This is a genomic window from Herbaspirillum sp. meg3, assembly GCF_002257565.1.
In the GTDB taxonomy this organism is placed as follows: domain Bacteria; phylum Pseudomonadota; class Gammaproteobacteria; order Burkholderiales; family Burkholderiaceae_D; genus Herbaspirillum.
The window spans coordinates 2,032,851-2,051,098 of the sequence record NZ_CP022736.1 but is presented as its reverse complement, the minus strand read 5'-3'; the positions used below and the strand labels follow the sequence as shown (position 1 = coordinate 2,051,098).

General features: G+C 57.6%; 15 protein-coding genes. 3 read left to right on the top strand and 12 right to left on the bottom strand.

Annotated elements, in window-relative coordinates:
• Positions 1-105: 105 nt before the first annotated feature.
• Complete coding sequence (locus hmeg3_RS09290) at positions 106-1,671, top strand: GGDEF domain-containing protein (protein WP_094563475.1); 1,566 nt, start codon at positions 106-108, stop codon at positions 1,669-1,671.
• 46 nt (positions 1,672-1,717) lie between these two features.
• Here hmeg3_RS09290 and pnuC read toward each other — a convergent pair whose 3' ends face one another.
• The 12 genes from pnuC to hmeg3_RS09230 all read right to left on the bottom strand — a co-directional run bounded on the left by pnuC (position 1,718) and on the right by hmeg3_RS09230 (position 15,050).
• Positions 1,718-2,323 carry a nicotinamide riboside transporter PnuC gene (gene pnuC / locus hmeg3_RS09285; RefSeq protein WP_094563474.1) on the bottom strand — a complete coding sequence of 202 codons (606 nt, stop codon included), beginning with the start codon at positions 2,321-2,323 and terminating at the stop codon, positions 1,718-1,720.
• Between the two features lie 14 nt (positions 2,324-2,337).
• Positions 2,338-2,766 carry a cell division protein FtsB gene (gene ftsB, locus hmeg3_RS09280; RefSeq protein WP_094563473.1) on the bottom strand — a complete coding sequence of 143 codons (429 nt, stop codon included), beginning with the start codon at positions 2,764-2,766 and terminating at the stop codon, positions 2,338-2,340.
• Between the two features lie 52 nt (positions 2,767-2,818).
• Positions 2,819-4,102, bottom strand: coding sequence for a phosphopyruvate hydratase (eno, locus tag hmeg3_RS09275; protein ID WP_007879116.1), 1,284 nt, complete (start codon positions 4,100-4,102; stop codon positions 2,819-2,821).
• Positions 4,103-4,205: 103 nt separating this feature from the next.
• Positions 4,206-5,060 (bottom strand): 3-deoxy-8-phosphooctulonate synthase, encoded by an 855-nt coding sequence (gene kdsA, locus hmeg3_RS09270; RefSeq protein ID WP_007879117.1) that lies wholly within the window; start codon positions 5,058-5,060, stop codon positions 4,206-4,208.
• Entirely contained in the window at positions 5,057-6,727 is a 1,671-nt protein-coding gene (locus hmeg3_RS09265; protein ID WP_094563472.1) for a CTP synthase, read from the bottom strand. Before hmeg3_RS09265 ends, kdsA begins: the two co-directional genes overlap by 4 nt.
• A gap of 115 nt (positions 6,728-6,842) precedes the next feature.
• Positions 6,843-7,646 carry an alpha/beta fold hydrolase gene (locus hmeg3_RS09260; RefSeq protein WP_094563471.1) on the bottom strand — a complete coding sequence of 268 codons (804 nt, stop codon included), beginning with the start codon at positions 7,644-7,646 and terminating at the stop codon, positions 6,843-6,845.
• 83 nt (positions 7,647-7,729) lie between these two features.
• On the bottom strand, positions 7,730-10,216 hold the full coding sequence (locus tag hmeg3_RS09255; RefSeq protein WP_094563470.1) for a DNA internalization-related competence protein ComEC/Rec2: 2,487 nt from the start codon (positions 10,214-10,216) through the stop codon (positions 7,730-7,732).
• 3 nt (positions 10,217-10,219) lie between these two features.
• Positions 10,220-11,017 (bottom strand): TatD family hydrolase, encoded by a 798-nt coding sequence (locus hmeg3_RS09250; RefSeq protein WP_094563469.1) that lies wholly within the window; start codon positions 11,015-11,017, stop codon positions 10,220-10,222.
• Between the two features lie 210 nt (positions 11,018-11,227).
• A complete protein-coding gene (gene argE / locus hmeg3_RS09245) occupies positions 11,228-12,400 on the bottom strand; it encodes an acetylornithine deacetylase (RefSeq protein WP_094563468.1) in 1,173 nt (390 codons plus the stop codon).
• A 66-nt stretch (positions 12,401-12,466) separates the two neighbouring features.
• Positions 12,467-13,072: a hypothetical protein gene (locus hmeg3_RS09240; RefSeq protein ID WP_094563467.1), complete on the bottom strand. Its 606-nt coding sequence runs from the start codon at positions 13,070-13,072 to the stop codon at positions 12,467-12,469.
• 9 nt (positions 13,073-13,081) lie between these two features.
• Positions 13,082-13,792 carry a lipoprotein-releasing ABC transporter ATP-binding protein LolD gene (lolD, locus tag hmeg3_RS09235; RefSeq protein ID WP_094563466.1) on the bottom strand — a complete coding sequence of 237 codons (711 nt, stop codon included), beginning with the start codon at positions 13,790-13,792 and terminating at the stop codon, positions 13,082-13,084.
• Positions 13,785-15,050, bottom strand: coding sequence for a lipoprotein-releasing ABC transporter permease subunit (locus tag hmeg3_RS09230; RefSeq protein WP_094563465.1), 1,266 nt, complete (start codon positions 15,048-15,050; stop codon positions 13,785-13,787). The genes lolD and hmeg3_RS09230 overlap by 8 nt, the downstream gene beginning before the upstream one ends.
• A gap of 317 nt (positions 15,051-15,367) precedes the next feature.
• Here hmeg3_RS09230 and hmeg3_RS09225 point away from each other — a divergent pair, with 317 nt between their 5' ends.
• Together hmeg3_RS09225 and recJ are read left to right on the top strand one after the other, a co-directional pair.
• Positions 15,368-16,447, top strand: coding sequence for a hypothetical protein (locus hmeg3_RS09225; RefSeq protein ID WP_094563464.1), 1,080 nt, complete (start codon positions 15,368-15,370; stop codon positions 16,445-16,447).
• Positions 16,448-16,456: 9 nt separating this feature from the next.
• Complete coding sequence (gene recJ / locus hmeg3_RS09220) at positions 16,457-18,151, top strand: single-stranded-DNA-specific exonuclease RecJ (RefSeq protein WP_094563463.1); 1,695 nt, start codon at positions 16,457-16,459, stop codon at positions 18,149-18,151.
• The last annotated feature ends 97 nt before the right edge of the window (positions 18,152-18,248 follow it).

The following is an 18,248-nucleotide window of genomic DNA, read 5'->3' as shown; positions in this document are numbered from 1 at the left end:
ACGGGTATAAGGAATGACAAGAAACCAGATATGACTGCAGACCGTCGGCCCAGCCATTCACAATCCGTTTGAATATCTGTTTGAATAAGAAGCCGCACATCAGGCATGTCCAAAAAGCCAGCTCAAAGTCCAGTCGATATCGCGCGCGAAGCCTTCCAGCAGCTCGCTACGCGACGCGTTGCTCCCACTCCTGAAGCCTACCGAGAAGCCTACGAAGAAATCGCCGGCAACAATAGCGGCGTCAGGCCGGAAACCGTACTTGCCGCCTTCGCCGTCCATCTGACGCAGCAACCCGGTGATATCGGCAAGCTGGGACAACGCCTGTCCACCTCAATCGATAGCAGTGACTGGAAAGAATATAGCGAAGAACTGGACAACTTCGTCGAGCAGTACTTTCCGTCGCGCAATCTGGTGCCGCATGGCGAGTTGGTGCCAATCGATCTGGAACGCCAGTTCATCCGCGACAGCAAGAAGGAAAAGATGCTGCGTGAAGTGCTGGCGCGCGTGCTGATCTTCAATCTGGCCTCCTTGCTGCAAGACGCACCTGATCTGGTGCTGGAATCCAAAACCATCGGCAACGATCTGAAGACGGCGTTCTCTGAACAGGCCATGAACGACGTCATCGGCCGCATCAAACAGATGAGCTTTCAGATCGAGTTGAAGTCGGAAGACATCGCTCAGCAGCAAGAACTGCTGATGCGCCTGTTCCAGCTGCTGCTGGAAAACATTCACGGACTACTGGAAAAGGGGTCGTGGCTGAGCAGCCAGATCACCGCCGTTCAGGAACTGATCACCGGGCCAATCAGCAAGACCTCGCTGGCCGACGCCACCAAAACGCTCAAGGAAGTCATCTATAAGCAAGGCTTGCTGAAGAACACGCTATCAGAAGAAAAGGTCACGGCCAAGAATCTGATGCTGACCTTCGTCGACCGCCTGAGCGCGATGGTGTCGACGACTGACAATTACCACAAAACGATTACCGGCTTTTCGCAGCAAATCAGCCAGGCATCCGATATCAGCGACCTGAATTCGGTACTGACAGGCATCATGAATGCCACCAAGGATGCACAGGACGAAGCCTTGCGCTCACGCGACGAGATGATCAACGCACGCCAGGAAATGCAAAAAGCCGAAGCCCGCATCCAGGCGCTGGAGTCGCAACTCGTGCATATGGGCGAGCTGGTGCGGGAAGACCAGCTGACCGGCAGCCTGAACCGCCGCGGCATGGACGAATCGCTGGAGCGCGAAGTCATCAACGCCGAGCGCCGCAATACGCCGCTGTGCATCGCCCTGCTCGACCTCGATGATTTCAAACGCATCAATGACACTCACGGTCACGCCACCGGCGATGAAGTGCTGGTGCATCTGGTCAATGTGGTCAAGGATACGCTGCGCAAGCTGGACGTGATTGCGCGTTTCGGTGGCGAAGAGTTTTTGGTGCTGCTGCCGGAAACAGAGCCAGCCGAAGCCATGCAAATCATTACCCGCGTACAGCGCGAGCTGACCAAGCGCATCTTCATGCATAACACGCAGCGCTTGCTGATCACCTTTAGCGCAGGTGTCGCCTATCGCGCAGCGGGTGAAAACCAGGCAGATCTGATCAAGCGTGCCGACGTAGCGTTGTATAAGGCAAAGAACGCGGGCAAGAACCGCGTCGTGCTTGCAGACTGATCGTCGATCGATTCAGGTCAAAGAGGACGACCGGGCGTCGTCGCTCTTAAACAGACGGCACAGATTGAGGTTGGCGCCAGGCGCGCCAACCGGCGATGGCCAACAATACAAACAATCCATACAACACCGCTGTCAGCGTCAGATGCTTGTAGAGATACAGGCCGACGTAGAGCACATCAACGGCGATCCAGACCAGCCAGTTTTCAATCTTTTTGCGCGATAACAAAAATTGTCCGACCAGACTGCCGGCTGTGAGAAAGCCGTCCATGTGCGGCACGTCCGTGTCGGTGAACCGATGCAGGAAAACGGATAACACACCAAATCCCACCAGCCACGCCGCAGCAGACCACAACACGCCACGCGTATTCAGGCGTGATACCTGTAACGGCTGATGCTCGGTGCCACCACGCAGCCATTGATACCAGCCCCACACCGAGACCGCGACAAAGACGCACTGCAGACCGGCATCGCCGTACAGGCGTGAATTGATAAAAACAAAACCGTAAAGTACCGACGACAAAATCGAGAATAGCCATGCCCAATGGTTCTGGCGAATATTGAGCGCGACAGTCATGATCGCCAGCACAAAGGAAATGAGCTCCAATGGTGTCGTGACGAAGCCCAGCAAGGGCAGACTATCGTTGAGAGACATGAAGGTTTCCTGTCCTAACGGGAGGACGAGGAGGAAGGCGAGGAAGATGCGGGTTTAATAGCACCGATCGAACCTGATGCAGCAGTGACGCCGGCAGCGGCACCGCCAGAAGGAAGTACAGGTGAAGCCGACGAAACAGGAGACGCAGGCGGTGTTCTGCTGCCAGCTGGATTGCCATCCAATACCTGGATGAACACTTCGTTCTGCTTGATCATGCCCAACTCGTAGCGAGCACGCTCTTCCACCGACCCGGTACCCTGCTTCAGGTCTTCGACTTCGGATTCAAGCTTGGCGTTGCGCGCCTTGAGCTCGTCATTCTTCTTTTGCGCCTGCTGGACTTGCTTGTCCAGGTCCCATACCCGCAACCATCCGCCTTTGCCCAACCAAAGCGGATATTGGATCAGCACCAGTAGCGCTGTGAGGCAGAGGATGATCAGACGCATCAGAAGAATGCCGGGTGATTGTCCGGCAGACGAATGCTGCCGGACATCTTGCTTACTTCAGATTGTAGAAAGCCGAACGGCCAGGATAACTGGCGATATCGCCGAGGTCTTCCTCGATACGCAGCAACTGGTTGTACTTGGCCATGCGGTCCGAACGCGACATCGAACCGGTCTTGATTTGCAGCGCGTTGGTGCCGACAGCGATGTCAGCGATGGTCGAGTCTTCGGTTTCGCCCGAACGGTGCGAGATCACCGCGGTGTAACCGGCACGCTTGGCCATTTCGATAGCGGCGAAAGTCTCGGTCAGCGTACCGATCTGGTTGATCTTGATCAGGATCGAGTTGGCAATGTTCTTGTCGATGCCTTCTTTGAGGATCTTGGTGTTGGTGACGAACAAATCGTCGCCGACCAGCTGCACCTTCTTGCCCAGTGTTTCGGTCAGCAGCTTCCAGCCGGCCCAATCGTTTTCAGCCATACCGTCTTCGATGCTGATGATCGGATACTTGTCGCACCACGATGCCAACAGGCCGGTCTTCTGGGCTGGGGTCAGCACCATGTTTTCGCCTGCCAGATGGTAGTTACCGTCCTTGTAGTATTCGCTGGCGGCGCAATCCAGTCCCAGAGCGATTTGCGTGCCTGGCTCGTAGCCGGCTTCTTCGATCGCTTGCAGGATCAACTGGATCGCTGCTTCGTGGCTGGCCACGTTCGGTGCAAAGCCGCCTTCGTCGCCGACCGAGGTCGCCAGACCCTTGGCGTGCAGGATCTTCTTCAGGGTGTGAAACACTTCGGCGCCGTAGCGAATCGCTTCGCGGAAGCTTGGTGCGCCGACCGGGATGATCATGAATTCTTGCAGATCGAGATTGTTGTCCGCGTGTGCGCCACCGTTGATGACGTTCATCATCGGTACAGGCATTTGCATCGAACCACTACCACCAAAATAGCGATACAGCGGCAGACCGGCTTCTTCAGCAGCAGCCTTGGCCACAGCCATAGATACGGCCAGTGTTGCGTTGGCGCCCAGACGTGCCTTGTTTTCGGTGCCGTCGAGATCAATCAGGGTGCGGTCGAGGAAAGCCTGTTCATTGGCGTCCAGACCCATGATTGCTTCGGAGATCTCGGTATTGATATTTTCGCAGGCTTGCAGCACGCCCTTGCCGAAGTAACGGCTCTTGTCGCCGTCACGCAGTTCGATCGCTTCGCGCGAACCGGTCGAGGCACCAGACGGCACAGCGGCACGACCCAACACGCCGGACTCCAGCAGGACGTCGCATTCGACAGTAGGATTGCCGCGCGAGTCGATTATTTCACGACCGATAATATCAACGATTGCACTCATTCAAACATCTCCATCAAGCAAGGTTTTAGCAAATTTTTATAGAGAGAAGTCCGGGTTGCGCGTCTCGACGGATATACCGGAAAGACACGCCACCTGTTCAGCTTCAGGAAAAATCGTTTTCCAGGAAAACCGACTTCTTCACAATGCGATCCAGTTCGATCATCGTGCCCAGCAGCTCCTTGATACGAGCCAGTGGAACAGCGTTGGGGCCATCGGATTTGGCCTCGGCCGGGTTCGGGTGTGTTTCCATAAACACGCCGGCAATACCTGCCGCAATCGCCGCACGGGCGAGTACGGGTACAAATTCGCGCTGGCCGCCGGACGATGTGCCCTGCCCGCCCGGCAACTGCACCGAGTGGGTGGCATCGAACACGACCGGTGCGCCGGTTTCGCGCATGATCGCAAGGCTGCGCATGTCCGAAACCAGATTGTTATAACCAAACGACACGCCGCGTTCGCATGCCATGAAATTGTCTTCCGGCAGACCGGCTTCCTTGGCCGCTGCGCGCGCTTTGGCGATCACGTTGACCATGTCATGCGGTGCCAGAAACTGGCCCTTCTTGATATTGACCGGACGCCCCGACTGCGCACAGGCGCGAATGAAGTCGGTCTGACGGCACAAGAAGGCCGGCGTTTGCAGAACGTCGACGACTTCCGAAACCGGCTTGATTTCGTCGATTTCGTGGATGTCGGTCAACACCGGCACGCCGATCTGCTTCTTGACCTTGGCAAGAATCTCCAGGCCTTTTTCCATGCCCAGACCGCGGAACGACGTACCGGATGAACGGTTGGCCTTGTCGAAGGACGACTTGTAAATGAACGGGATACCCAGCTCAGTCGTGATTTCTTTCAAGGTGCCGGCAGTATCCAGCGCCATCTGTTCCGATTCGATCACGCAGGTACCTGCGATCAGGAAAAATGGCTGATCGAGGCCGATGTCAAAACCGCACAGTTTCATGCTTTTCCTTTTGCTGCAGTTGCAGCCGTCGCGTCATGGTGCGCAAGCGCAGCCTTGATGTACGAGATGAACAATGGATGACCATCGCGTGGAGTCGACTTGAACTCCGGGTGATACTGCACGCCCAGATACCATGGGTGCGCATTGTCGCCGCCGGTGCGCGGCAGTTCCATGATTTCGCACAGATCTTCGCTCGGCGTACGCGCCGATACCACCAGGCCTGCATCTTCAACGCGCGGCAGGTAAAAATTGTTCGCTTCGTAACGGTGGCGATGACGCTCCGTGACCTTGTTACCGTAAATCTCTGCCGCCAGCGTACCTGGCTTGACGTCACAGGTTTGCGCGCCCAGACGCATGGTGCCGCCCAGATCCGAATTGGCATCGCGTTTTTCAACCTTGCCGTCGTGGTTTTGCCACTCGTCGATCAAGGCGACGACCGGTTGCTCCGTTTCCGGATCGAACTCGGTGGAGTTGGCCTTGGTGAGACCGGCCTTGTTGCGTGCATATTCCAGCAGGGCAACTTGCATACCCAGGCAGATGCCGAGGTATGGCACTTTGTTTTCACGTGCAAATTTCGCAGCAGCGATCTTGCCTTCCACGCCGCGCTTACCGAAGCCGCCTGGCACCAGAATCGCATCGTACTTGGCCAGCTCGGCAGTACCGGTGGTTTCGATTTCTTCGGAATCCAGATACTCGATATTGACGCGGCTGCCGGTATGGATACCGGCGTGGCGCAACGCTTCAGTCAGCGACTTGTACGACTCGGTCAGATCGACGTATTTGCCGACCATGCCGATGGTGACTTCGTGCGAAGGATTTTCTTGCGCGTGGATCAGCTTGTCCCACACCGACAAATCTGCGGGCTTCGGTGACAACGCCAATTTTTCGCAGATGATGTTATCCAATCCCTGATCGTGCAACATCTGCGGAATCTTATAGATGCTATCTGCATCCCACACCGAAATCACGGCGTCGGCAACCACGTTGGAGAACAGCGAAATCTTGTCGCGCTCGTCATCAGGAATCCGACGGTCTGCACGGCACAGCAAGGCATCCGGCGAAATACCGATTTCACGCAGCTTTTGCACGCTATGCTGGGTCGGCTTGGTCTTGAGCTCACCCGCCGAAGCCAGGTAAGGCACCAGCGTCAGATGCACGAAGGCGGCGGCATTGCGACCGGCGCGCAGGCTCAGCTGGCGCGCTGCTTCGAGGAACGGCAGGGATTCAATATCGCCGACAGTACCGCCGATTTCGACCAGCGCCACGTCGAAGCCTTCGGCGCCGCGGTGGATGAAATCCTGAATTTCGTTGGTGATATGCGGAATGACCTGAACGGTCTTGCCCAGATATTCGCCACGACGCTCCTTGCGGATCACTGACTCATAAATCTGGCCGGTGGTGAAATTGTTCACCTTCTTCATCTTGGCTGTGATGAAACGCTCGTAGTGGCCGAGATCCAGATCGGTTTCGGCGCCGTCGTCGGTAACGAAGACTTCGCCGTGCTGGAATGGGCTCATCGTTCCCGGATCAACGTTGATGTAGGGATCGAGCTTAAGAAGGGTGACTCGGAGGCCGCGCGATTCGAGGATCGCGGCGAGAGACGCGGCGGCAATTCCCTTACCCAGGGAAGACACGACGCCGCCAGTGACAAATACAAACTTGGTCATTACAAAGAAGTGCCGAACGGCACGTGCGGGAAATTCAAATTATACCCCAAACTGCCCGCTTTTGATCCCCCTGTTTTCAGGAAGCGCCAGATTTCCCGCCGGAAAACCCGTAATTTTATTTCCCGGAAAGCAAGGCCTGAATCATTTCATGTGTGGCGCCCGCTGCTGCCTCGGGAGACTCCATGGGAAACAGATGCCCACCCGGAATCTGCCTGAAATAAGGCCCCACCAACTTTTTGGTGGCGGCCAGGCCGGCCAGCCGGCACTCCGCCGAATTGGTGCCGCCGACAAAGCCGATCGGCACCGGATATTGACGCCGCGCCAACGCGCCGAGGTGATGCGGAATTGTCCGATAGACAGCAGTTTCGGTTTCGCGGGTAAAGCGCAACTTGACGCCGCCGGACGGTTCCGGCTCGATGCCGGCGGTGACGTAATCGCGCAAGACGCGCTCCGGCCAGGCCGCAAACATGGCCTTGGCGGCATAGTGCTGATAGGCAGCCTCCATGTCAGGCCAGGCATTGCGGCGCTTGATGGAAGCCACTGCAGGCGAGCGTTTGCTTTCGATCTTGAACAGTTTGGCAAGATGCAGCGCAGACGCCCGCCATCCGGCCACAATCGGCGAATCCAACATGACCACGCAACGCACCAGGTCGGGCCTTTTACGTCCGGCCAACAGGCTCAGGATGCCTCCCATCGAATGCCCGACCAGAATCACCGGCTCGTTGTAGCGTTGCGCCAGCTCTTCGCCCAACTCCTTACCCAGTTTGCGCCAGCCATCATCGACCGGATATTTGGGGTTGTGCGCATGCATCGGCAAAGCGCGTACATCGTAATGCTCGCGCAGCAGGTCGAAAAACATGCCGTAGGTCCCCGCCGGATAACTGTTGGCGTGAGCGAAGTGCAAAATCGGTTTATTCATGTGTGGGGCTTAAAGCGTAGGTACCAGTATTTATTCTAGAGTATCTTCCCGTCACACGGCCAAAATAGAACGCCCCAAAACCGTCATCGCCCGTACCAGTATCGTGCGTGCTCACGGCGATACTCCTGAACCGTAACGCCCTTGTCGAAATGGACGGTAATGGCGCCCGCCTCATCATTGCGCATGCGGCGAATGCCCATCTGCGCATAGCGCTCGAATACGGCCGGTTTGGGATGATTGAACCGATTGCGATAGCCGACCTGAAACAACGCCACCTCAGGGTTGACCGCCCGCAAAAATGCCTCCGTCGATGACGTCCCGCTGCCGTGGTGAGGAGCCAGCAGCACGGTGGCGCGCAAACTAGCCGCTGCCGGGCTATTGACCAGTTCATCCTCTTGTATTGCCTCGATGTCGCCGGGCAAAAGAATGGAGTTCTTCCCCAGACTGACTTTCAGCACGCAACTGCGTGCATTAGGCTTCCATTTGTCGCTATCGTAGATGGACTGTACCGGATAGAGCATACTGAACTCAGCCCCGTCCCAGCGCCAATGCTGCCCCGCCAGGCAGCGCCGGTGATCCGGCGCGGCTTGTACGATCGGACTGGCGGGCGACAAGGAGGAATACACACGGTCGACGCTTATATCCTTGAGCACGGATAACGCCCCGCCAGAGTGATCATTGTCGCTATGAGAAACCACAACCACGTCCAGATGATTGATTCCACGCGATTTGAGATACGGGACGATCACCCGATTGCCACCGTCGGACTCTCGCGAATACGCCGGGCCGGTATCGTAGAGCAGGCGATGTTCCGCCGTTTCCACCAGCAAGGCCATGCCCTGCCCGACATCGAAGGCGGTGACCTGCATCTTGCCCTCTTCCGGCCAGGTCGGCGCATTCAATAACAACGGCAACCAGCCGAACAGCCCCAGCCAACGTGCCGGCCAGCCTCGCGGTGCCAGCAGCAACAGGGTTCCGGCCAGCGCCAGCAGAAACATCCACATCGCCGGTAGCGGCGTTTGCCAAACGGCAAACGGCTGACTGCTCATCCAGCTCAGCACGCCTACCAGCCATTCCACCATAGCGTGCGCCGACCGCAATATCCACGTCGACAAGGGTGGCGGCAAAATACTGCCAAGCAGCGACAACGGCGCCACCAGCAGCGTAATCAGAGGAATCGCAATCGCGTTTGCCAGCGGACTCACCAGCGAATACTGGCCAAACAGCAGTAAAGTCAGCGGCAACAAACCCAGGGTCACAATATATTGCGTATAGGCGCCTGCACGTATTGCCCGCCACAGCATCACCGCGCGCGGCGGTTTGCGATGCCGCTCAATAGCGGTCATGACAACCGGCTCGGCAATCGCATCGCTGCCGATGCGTCCGGACGATGCAAACAGGATGATCGCCACGGCACCGAACGACAGCCAGAACCCAGGCCACAGCAAGGCCCAGGGATCAGCCAGCAGAACCACGCCGAGCGCCAGACAAAGCACGTAAGATACGTGTGTCAGCCGCCCCATCCAGAACGCCATGCCGACAACCGCGAGCATATACAAGGTACGCTGCGCAGGAACGCCGAAACCTGCCAGCAACACATAAATCAACGCAGCCGCCAAACCGGCCAGCACGGCAACCTTAGGGGCCGGCAAGATCAGCGGCAACTGTGCACGCGTGAAAAAAGAACGGCGCCACAAGAAGCCCACAAATGCGGCGAATAAACCCGCAATCATGGTGATATGCAGCCCCGAAATCGCGACAAGGTGACCGACACCGGTGCGGTTGAAAATCTCCCATTCGGACTGCTCGATAGCGCGTTGATCGCCAATGACCAGTGCCACGATCACATTGGCATATTTCTGGTTCGGCAAGGCCGCCAAAATACGGTCGCGCAACCAGCCCCGGCAATACTGGACAATGTTCGCAGGTGTCTGAACGAAGGCCTGCAAACGCTGATTTTTGTATGCCAGTTGCGCATCGGAACGAACCGTACCGGTAGCTCGCACGCCCTGCTCCAGCAACCAGACTTCGTAGTCGAATCCGTTGGGATTGGCCGTCCCGTGCGGGCGCTTCAAGCGCAAAGTGAGTTGCCAGCGCTCACCCGGTTGCACCTGCGGGACGGCCGGCGAGATCGCTTCCGTATTTTCAAATGGCCCCGCGCTGTACCAGGCCAATGACAAGCGAGATGGAATCGGCGGTGTGCCGTTGACTTGCGGGGCGATGGTTTCAACCAGAAAGTTGAAGCGCACTCCACGCTCGAACCGGTAGGGCAAACTGTCGACCGTGCCGACGACCGTAACCTCCTGGCCTTCCCACGCCACAGGCAGCTCCTGATCCAGATGATATTGGGCGTACAAACCACCCCAGGCAAAGCCGACGCAAATCCCGGCGATATTGAACACAGCGATCCGCAACACGGCGCCGATACCTGTCCTTCCTAGTCGCCAGGCCATCAGCAGCAATACGGCCGCTGCCGCCAGCAAAGCCATATGCCATTCGAAAGGCAGCAGTTCGGCCTGCATTTGCAGTAACGCTATCCCTGCGGCAAAACCGAGAATCGCGCTACGCATCGTTTAGCAAAACTCGGCAAGACGCGGCATTGCCGCACGCGCGTTGTCAGCTGTCGCCGACGCGACTTCTTGGACGCTCATCCCGCGTAATGCCGCCAGCACCTCGCCGATCCGCGGGATCTGATCCGGCGTATTGCGCGTCGGGTGGAGCCAGGCTGGGGAAATATCCGGCGCATCGGTTTCCAGCACAATCGCCTCCAGTGGCATCTCGGCAGCCAGGCGGCGGATCTGCAGCGAACGCGGAAAAGTCATCGCCCCCCCGAATCCCAGCTTGAAACCCAGTTCGATAAATGTCTGCGCCTGCTGATGGCTGCCATTGAAAGCATGCGCGATGCCGCCGGGCACTTCAATACGGCGCAGGTATTTGAGGATGATGTCTTGCGAACGCCGCACGTGCAGCAGCACCGGCAAGGAGTATTCGCGCGCCAGCTTGAGCTGTTCGCTGTAGAAGTGCTCCTGCTTGTCGCGCAAGGCGCCGTCTTTTAATTCGGGAACGAAGAAGTCAAGGCCGATTTCACCGATGGCGACAAAGCGCTTATCCGCCAAGGCCGCTTCAATCGCCTGGCGCAGCAGCGTCAAATCGCTTTCTTCAGCCTTGGGAACGTAGAGCGGGTGAATCCCCAGTGCATAGACGCAATTGCTGCGCTGAGCCGCCAATTGGGCAACCGTCTGAAAATTGAATGTTGCTACCGCCGGCACGACGATCATGCCAACGCCCTGCCCGGCTGCCTCGTCGGCGACAGCAAGTTCTTCGCCGGCAAATTCACCGGCATCAAGATGGCAGTGTGTATCGATCCACATGGAGGGTCACAATATAGATCAGGGGATGGATGCGATGGCCGCGTTCAGGTTGGGATAGTTATCAATTCCAGCCTCAGCGCCGTCATTCACGCAATTATCAACGAAGACGGGCCTGAAAAACAGACCCGTCATCTTTTGCATCAATTGTCAGTCCGGGCCCCAAGCTTTGTGTTTATGCTCAGGCCTCAGACTGAAGGCTCAATTCAGTGCTTAAGCCAATTGCATCGAACGCCCCAGCTTGCGCAGGAATTCTTCGCAACGCTCCAGTTGTGCGATCGCGACGAACTCATTCGGCTTGTGCGCCTGGATGATATCGCCGGGGCCGCATACGATGGTCGGGATGCCGATGCGCTGGAACAAGCCTGCTTCGGTCGCGTAAGCCACCTTGCGCTTTTCGTTGTCCTGCGTCAGAGCGCGCACCAGCGCAGTGATGGCTTCCTGCTCCGCTGTTTCCAGCGCCGGGCTGGCAGCGATGACGCCGATGTCGATTTTGGCTTCCGGGTATTCGGCTTGCATCTTCGGCAGCAAGTGATCACGCACGTAATGCGTGATCTGCTCCTGAATCTTCTCCGGCGACATGCCTGGCAGATTGCGGAACTCGTAGGTAAATTCGCACAAATTGGGAATCGTGTTGATCGCGATACCACCACGGATCTGATTCGTCGTCATGGTCGAAAACGGTACGTCGTACATCGTATCGTAAGGACCGTTGGCTTTATACGCATCGGCAAAATCGCGAATGGTGCAAATCAGCCGCGCAGCATATTCGATGGCATTGCAACCCTGCGGCGTCAAGGAGGAATGCGCGGACTTGCCGTGCACGCTGCACGAATAGACATTGATACCTTTATGCGCCACCACCACTTGCATATTGGTCGGTTCGCCGACAACACAGCCTTCCGGATGAATGCCGCGCTCCTGCAACTCGGCCAGCATCGACGGTGCACCGGCGCAGCCGATTTCTTCATCGTAGGAAAACGCCAGATGCAGCGGCTTGGTGCGCGGCATCGCCAGAAACTCCGGCACCAACGCCAGCGAAGCGGCGATATAGCCCTTCATGTCGCAGCTGCCGCGTCCGTACAGCAGGCCATCGCGTTCGGTCAGTTTGAAAGGATCGCTGTCCCAGTTCTGGCCATCGACCGGCACCACATCGGTGTGGCCCGACAACACAATGCCGCCTTGGGTATTGCCGGCTTCCGGACCTTGCGTGGCCGGCAGCGTGGCGAACAGATTGGCCTTGGTGCGCTCCTTGTTATGTGCAAACCAAGGCGTGATGCCCTGCGCCTGCAAGCTGTCGCGCACAGTGGTGATCAGTTCGAGATTGGAGTTGCGGCTGGTGGTGTCGAAGGCGACCAGCTTTTCCAGCCATTGTCGGGTGTTCATCATGATCTCAGTACTTCAAAAAGTTAAACGGTTAAAACACCGCGCTACTCAACCACACGGTGCGGGTCATTCAGGTTTTGCTTCAGACTTCGGTTTTACGTCGTCTGTCGCTTCAGTTATTTGCTTAGTTTGCACGTTTTGGTCAATTTTTGCTGCCGGCACAGATTGCCCGGTCGAACCACTGCTATCCTGACTGACCAGCCAGGTGGCGATCTGCCGACCCAGCGACTCTGCCACGATTTCGAGAATCGAGCAGGTTCCACGCATACCACCAAATACGCCACCGCGCGAATGCTCGCGCTTGACCACGGTCTGCACGACTTCGCCATCCTGTACCAGATCGGCGCGCACCGTGACCGCCTTGGGCCCGGTCCAGCCACCGCCACCAATACCTTGTACGCTCAACACAGTCAGCTTCAGAACCCTGCCCTTTTCCATCTTGGCAGGATCCGTCACTTGCAAGGTACCCGGATATTTGTCGGCCACCTTCTGGAAAACGTGATTCCCCAGGATTCGGTCGACCGCGCACTCTGCTTTGACACTCGGTTCAATCGGCGTCTGCTCGTCAAACACAGCGGGAACCTGCACCCGCAGCGCCTCTTTCGCTTGCGCGAGCGAACTAAGCGATAGCATGGTCACGATAAGAATTTCCCCGATATTTTTCTTATTCAAAACGATCTCCTATTCCCAGAGTTGCAAACCGTTCTCAGACAATCGCAATACGCGGCCGCAGCGGCGTGCCAGTTCGATGTCATGCGTGACGATCACAAAAGCTGTGCCCAAAGTTTGGGACAATTCAATCATCAATTCAAAAGTCTTGTCGGCAGTCGAGCGATCCAGGTTGCCGGTTGGTTCATCAGCCAGCACGCAAGCCGGCTTGGTGACCAGCGCGCGCGCCAGGGCGACACGTTGGCGCTCACCGCCGGACAGTTCGCCCGGGACGTGACGGACACGGTTTTCCAAACCGACGCGGGCGAGGATTTCACGCGCCTGCTCCTGCGCCTGATCGCGCTTGATGCGGCGAATCATCAGCGGCATGGCGACGTTGTCCAGGGCGGAAAACTCCGGCAGCAGATGATGGAATTGATAGACAAAACCGAGCGCCACATTACGCAGGTTGCCGCGCGCAGCTTCGCCAAGGTTGGCAAAATCCTTGCCTTGCAGACTGACAGTGCCGCCGGTCGGTGTGTCGAGGCCGCCCAGCAAATGCAACAGTGTCGATTTGCCGGAGCCTGAGGCACCGACGATGGCAACCTGCTCACCGGCTTTGACGTCGATATCAACGCCGTTCAGCACGTTGACCGAATATTTACCTTGGGTAAAAGTCTTGCCCAGACCGCGGCTGGATAGCACGATCTGATTACTTGCATTGTTTGTGATCGGATTATTCATAACGCAGGGCCTCCGCCGGTTTGACGCGCGCTGCCGCCCAGCTTGGGTACAACGTCGCCAGGAAGGCCAGCACTACCGCTACGCCACCTATGGTCCACACATCCGACCAGATCAGGTCGGACGGCAATTCAGAAATCACGTAAATGCTCTTGGGCAAGAACTGCACGTGCAACAAGCGCTCGATGAATGGCACGATCACGTCGATGTTCAACGCCACCAGCACGCCGAAACCGACCCCTAGACCGGTGCCGATCAACCCGACCAGTGCCCCCTGGATCACGAAGATCTTCATGATCGAACCCGGGGATGCACCCAGCGTGCGCAAGATGGCGATATCGGCCTGCTTGTCGGTCACAGTCATTACCAGCGTCGACACCAGATTGAACGCTGCCACCGCAATGATCAGCGTCAGGATGATGAACATCATGCGTTTCTCGGTCTTCACCGCGGCGAACCAGTTGCTGTTTTGCTGCGACCAGTCACGCAGATACAGGTTGCCGTTGAGCGTCTTCGACAGCTCGTACGTCACCTGCGGCGCCTGCAGCATGTCTTTGATACGCAAGCGCACGCCGGAAGGTGCATCGAGACGGAACAACCGTTCCGCATCCTCGATCTGAATAAACGCCAGCGACGAATCAAACTCGTAATGTCCCGCTTCAAAGATGCCGACTACGGTGAATTGTTTCAGGCGCGGCAGCACACCGGCCGGCGTCACCTGCCCTTGCGGCGCGATCAGCGTGACCTTGTCGCCAAGACCGACGCGCAGGCTGCGCGCCAGCTCGCCACCGAGCACGATATTGAATTCGCCCGGCTTGAGATCCGAAAACTTGCCTTGCTTGACCTGCCCCGCGACATCCGACACCTTGGGCTCTTCCGACGGCAGCACGCCGCGAATGACGACACCACGCACATTGTCGTCGCGCGTCATCATGGCTTGCGCGGCTACATACGGTGCGGCGCCGATGACTTCCTTGTTCTGAAAGGTCTGCTTGGCGACCGACTGCCAGTCCTGCATGGCGCCGGACGCATCAAACACTTCGATATGCGACAGCACCGACAGCATGCGGTCGCGCACCTCTTTCTGAAAACCATTCATCACCGACAGCACAACGATCAGTGCAGCAACACCAAGAGCGATGCCGGCCATGGAAATCAGGGAAATAAAGGAGATGAAACTATTGCGGCCGCTGCGCTTGCCGGCTCGCGTGTAACGAATGCCGACCAGCCATTCGAAGGGTAAATTTTTAATCAGACTCAAACCTGGGCTCACTTTTCACGAAGGAGAATTGCCGGAACGGCGGCAACAACGATGCAAAACGGGGAAGTTCGCAAGAAAACCGAGGAAAACACGGTAAAAACGATGCCGAACGACAATGCGCCAGTTTGCCACACTCTCCGGTATCTTTCACTGTTGTCGTTCAGGGGCGGTACCGCCTTCCGGGTCGCCAACTCAGATCGCACAATATGAACTTAGTTTTACCGGCGACGTTTATTTATGTTTACCTCTTGCGGCGAAGGGGTGCTTTCCCTCTGGGTATTTAGACCGGAAGAAAGGTTTTCGCCTACAATCGCGGCATGAATCATCTCGATATCCTCATCCCTTTCGGCCTGCCGCAAGCCGAGTTGGCGCGCGACCTGACGCGCCAGTGCAAAGCCCCCGCGCTTGCCACGTTGTTGGCGCACAGCAAGAATAGTCATCCCCTGCAGCATCTCGATCCGTTTTCACGCGCTCTGCCGCATGAGCATTGGATCAGCCGCCAATTCGGCCTGACATCCGCCGACGGCAAGGACGAGCGCAGCGACAGCCCTCCGGCTTCGGCAGCGATTTTGCGCGCGCATGGCCAGCACGCATTGGAAGGCCATTGGTTTGTGCTGCAACCGGCCCACATTCACGTCGCCCGTGATCATCTGGTGCTGACCGACATCGGTCAGTTGGAACTGGACGAGGCGCATTCTCGCCGTCTGTTTCAATCGGCTTTTCCGCTATTTGAGGAAATCGGCCGCACGCTGATCTACGTCGACGCCGCCACCTGGATGATGCGCGCAGACGATTGGGCCGGTTTGCGGACGTCTTCACCGCAAGCGGCCAGCGGTCGCAACATCGACATCTGGATGCCGGAAGGCCCGGGCGAACTGGCCTGGCGCAAGCTGCAAAATGAAGTGCAGATGCAGTGGTTCTCCGAATCTCTGAATGAAGAGCGCGAAATGCGTGGCAAGAAGGCCGTTAATTCCTTGTGGATCTGGGGCGGTGCCGATGTAACAGCTGCTTCAGCAAAATCGCTCACATCCCCCTACCAAACCGCGTTCAACCTGAACGGCTGGCCGCAGGCTTTGGCAGTAAAGGGATCTCAACCATCCGACGTTACCGCCGACGCCATTCTGACCGCAACGGCCGAACGTGGTCTGCTGATGCTGGATGATTTGCTGGAAGCCGGTCTGGCCAATGAATGGGGTGTCTGGCTACAGCGCATGGAGGCACTCGACGCAGCCTGGTTCGCGCCCCTGCAGCAAGCCTTGCGCGAGAAACGGCTGGAGAGCCTGTCACTGATTCTGACCGGGCAAGACAAGCTGCTGCACCTGACGGCCACCGCCTCGTCACTACGCAAATTCTGGGGGTTCTGGATTAAGCCCTCGCTGAGCAAACTGGCTTCGTAAAGTTAAAACATGATCCGCATCACCACCCGCTCCTACGACCAACGCCATGTCGACGACCTGATCCACAGTGGCATTCATCCTGTGCTGGCCCGCGTCTACGCGGCACGTGGCCTGCTCAATGCCAAAGATTTGTCGAGCGAACTGGGCGCTTTGATCGCGCCTTCCGGCCTGTTGCATATCGATGCCGCCGCTGTTTATCTGGCCGACGCCATCGCCGCCAACAAGAAAATGGTGATCGTCGCCGACTACGATTGCGACGGCGCGACTGCCTGCGCCGTTGGCCTGCGCGGCCTGCGCAGCCTCGGCGCGCAAGTCGATTACATCGTCCCCAACCGGTTTGAATACGGCTACGGCCTGACTCCGGAAATCGTCGAACTGACCATTCGCGAAAAATCTCCTGACATCATCGTCACGGTCGACAACGGCATCGCCAGTATCGACGGCGTCGCCGCAGCCAAGGCGCGTGGCATCGATGTCGTCGTCACAGACCACCATTTGCCCGGCGACAGCCTGCCGGACGCGCGCGTGATCGTGAATCCGAATCAGCCTGCCTGCGGCTTTCCCAGCAAAAACCTGGCGGGCGTCGGCGTGATGTTTTACGTACTGCTGGCCTTGCGCGCGGAGATGCGCAAGCGCGGCATCTTCGATGCGCAAACCCAGCCCAAGCTCGATTCGTTGCTTGATCTGGTCGCGTTGGGTACGGTCGCGGACGTCGTCAAGCTCGACGCCAATAACCGTATTCTCGTGGCGCAGGGATTGAAGCGCATGCGCGCCGGTCGCATGCACCCCGGCATTGCCGCCCTGTTCCGCGCCGCAGGCCGCGAAGCACGCCGTGCCACCCCGTTTGATCTTGGTTTTGCTGTCGGCCCGCGCCTCAATGCCGCCGGCCGTCTGGCTGACATGGCGCTCGGCATCGAATGCCTGACTACCGATGACGAAGGCCGCGCCTGGGCCATCGCTCAACAGCTTGACGCCATCAACCGCGAACGCCGCGACATCGAAGCTGGCATGCAGGACACGGCATTGCTGCTGCTGGACGACTTCAACCCGCAAGACCGGCGCACCATCAGCGTGTTCGACGCCTCGTGGCATCAGGGCGTGATCGGCATCGTGGCCTCGCGCCTCAAAGACAAGTTCTATCGCCCAACCATCACCTTTGCTCCCGGCGACGAAGGTTTGATCAAGGGATCCGGCCGTTCGATCGCCGGCTTCCATCTGCGCGATGCGTTGGATCTGGTATCCAAACACGCGCCATCCGTCATCACCAAATTCGGTGGACATGCGATGGCGGCCGGGTTGACCATCCATGCGGAAGCCTTCGATGCTTTTTCCAATGCGTTTGAAGAAGTCGGTAAGGATTGGTTAAGCCAGAACCAGCTTGAACGCGTGGTGGAAACCGACGGCACGCTGGAAGACGCCTATTACTCCGTCAACTTCATCAGCCTGATGGACGACCAGGTCTGGGGACAGGGCTTTGCACCGCCCGTGTTCTGCGATCGGTTCCGCGTACTGAACCAGCGAATTTTGAAGGAAAAACACCTTAAACTGCTGCTGGAAAAAGACGGACAGAAATACGATGCGATCTGGTTCGGGCACGCCGATGCACTGCCGGATTACGCAACAGTTGCTTTTAGACTGGATGCCAACGAATATAACGGTACAACCAAGGTACAGTTGATGGTGGAACACGCGGAACCCGCTTAACTATTCTGCTGCCCGGCTTGTTTGCCCTGTCTGTCGTCAGCAAATTGACAGCAAGCACGCCGTAGCCGGAACGGACGAGCAAGCATAAGCGGAAGCA

Bases quoted from the DNA above. Each gene is read 5' to 3' on its own strand.
- lolD (WP_094563466.1), bottom strand. From the start codon at position 13,792: ATGAATAATCCGATCACAAACAATGCAAGTAATCAGATCGTGCTATCC.
- pnuC (WP_094563474.1), bottom strand. From the start codon at position 2,323: ATGTCTCTCAACGATAGTCTGCCCTTGCTGGGCTTCGTCACGACACCA.
- eno (WP_007879116.1), bottom strand. From the start codon at position 4,102: ATGAGTGCAATCGTTGATATTATCGGTCGTGAAATAATCGACTCGCGC.
- kdsA (WP_007879117.1), bottom strand. From the start codon at position 5,060: ATGAAACTGTGCGGTTTTGACATCGGCCTCGATCAGCCATTTTTCCTG.
- hmeg3_RS09265 (WP_094563472.1), bottom strand. From the start codon at position 6,727: ATGACCAAGTTTGTATTTGTCACTGGCGGCGTCGTGTCTTCCCTGGGT.
- hmeg3_RS09290 (WP_094563475.1), top strand. From the start codon at position 106: ATGTCCAAAAAGCCAGCTCAAAGTCCAGTCGATATCGCGCGCGAAGCC.
- argE (WP_094563468.1), bottom strand. From the start codon at position 12,400: ATGAACACCCGACAATGGCTGGAAAAGCTGGTCGCCTTCGACACCACC.
- hmeg3_RS09225 (WP_094563464.1), top strand. From the start codon at position 15,368: ATGAATCATCTCGATATCCTCATCCCTTTCGGCCTGCCGCAAGCCGAG.
- hmeg3_RS09260 (WP_094563471.1), bottom strand. From the start codon at position 7,646: ATGAATAAACCGATTTTGCACTTCGCTCACGCCAACAGTTATCCGGCG.
- ftsB (WP_094563473.1), bottom strand. From the start codon at position 2,766: ATGCGTCTGATCATCCTCTGCCTCACAGCGCTACTGGTGCTGATCCAA.
- recJ (WP_094563463.1), top strand. From the start codon at position 16,457: ATGATCCGCATCACCACCCGCTCCTACGACCAACGCCATGTCGACGAC.
- hmeg3_RS09250 (WP_094563469.1), bottom strand. From the start codon at position 11,017: ATGTGGATCGATACACACTGCCATCTTGATGCCGGTGAATTTGCCGGC.
- hmeg3_RS09255 (WP_094563470.1), bottom strand. From the start codon at position 10,216: ATGCGTAGCGCGATTCTCGGTTTTGCCGCAGGGATAGCGTTACTGCAA.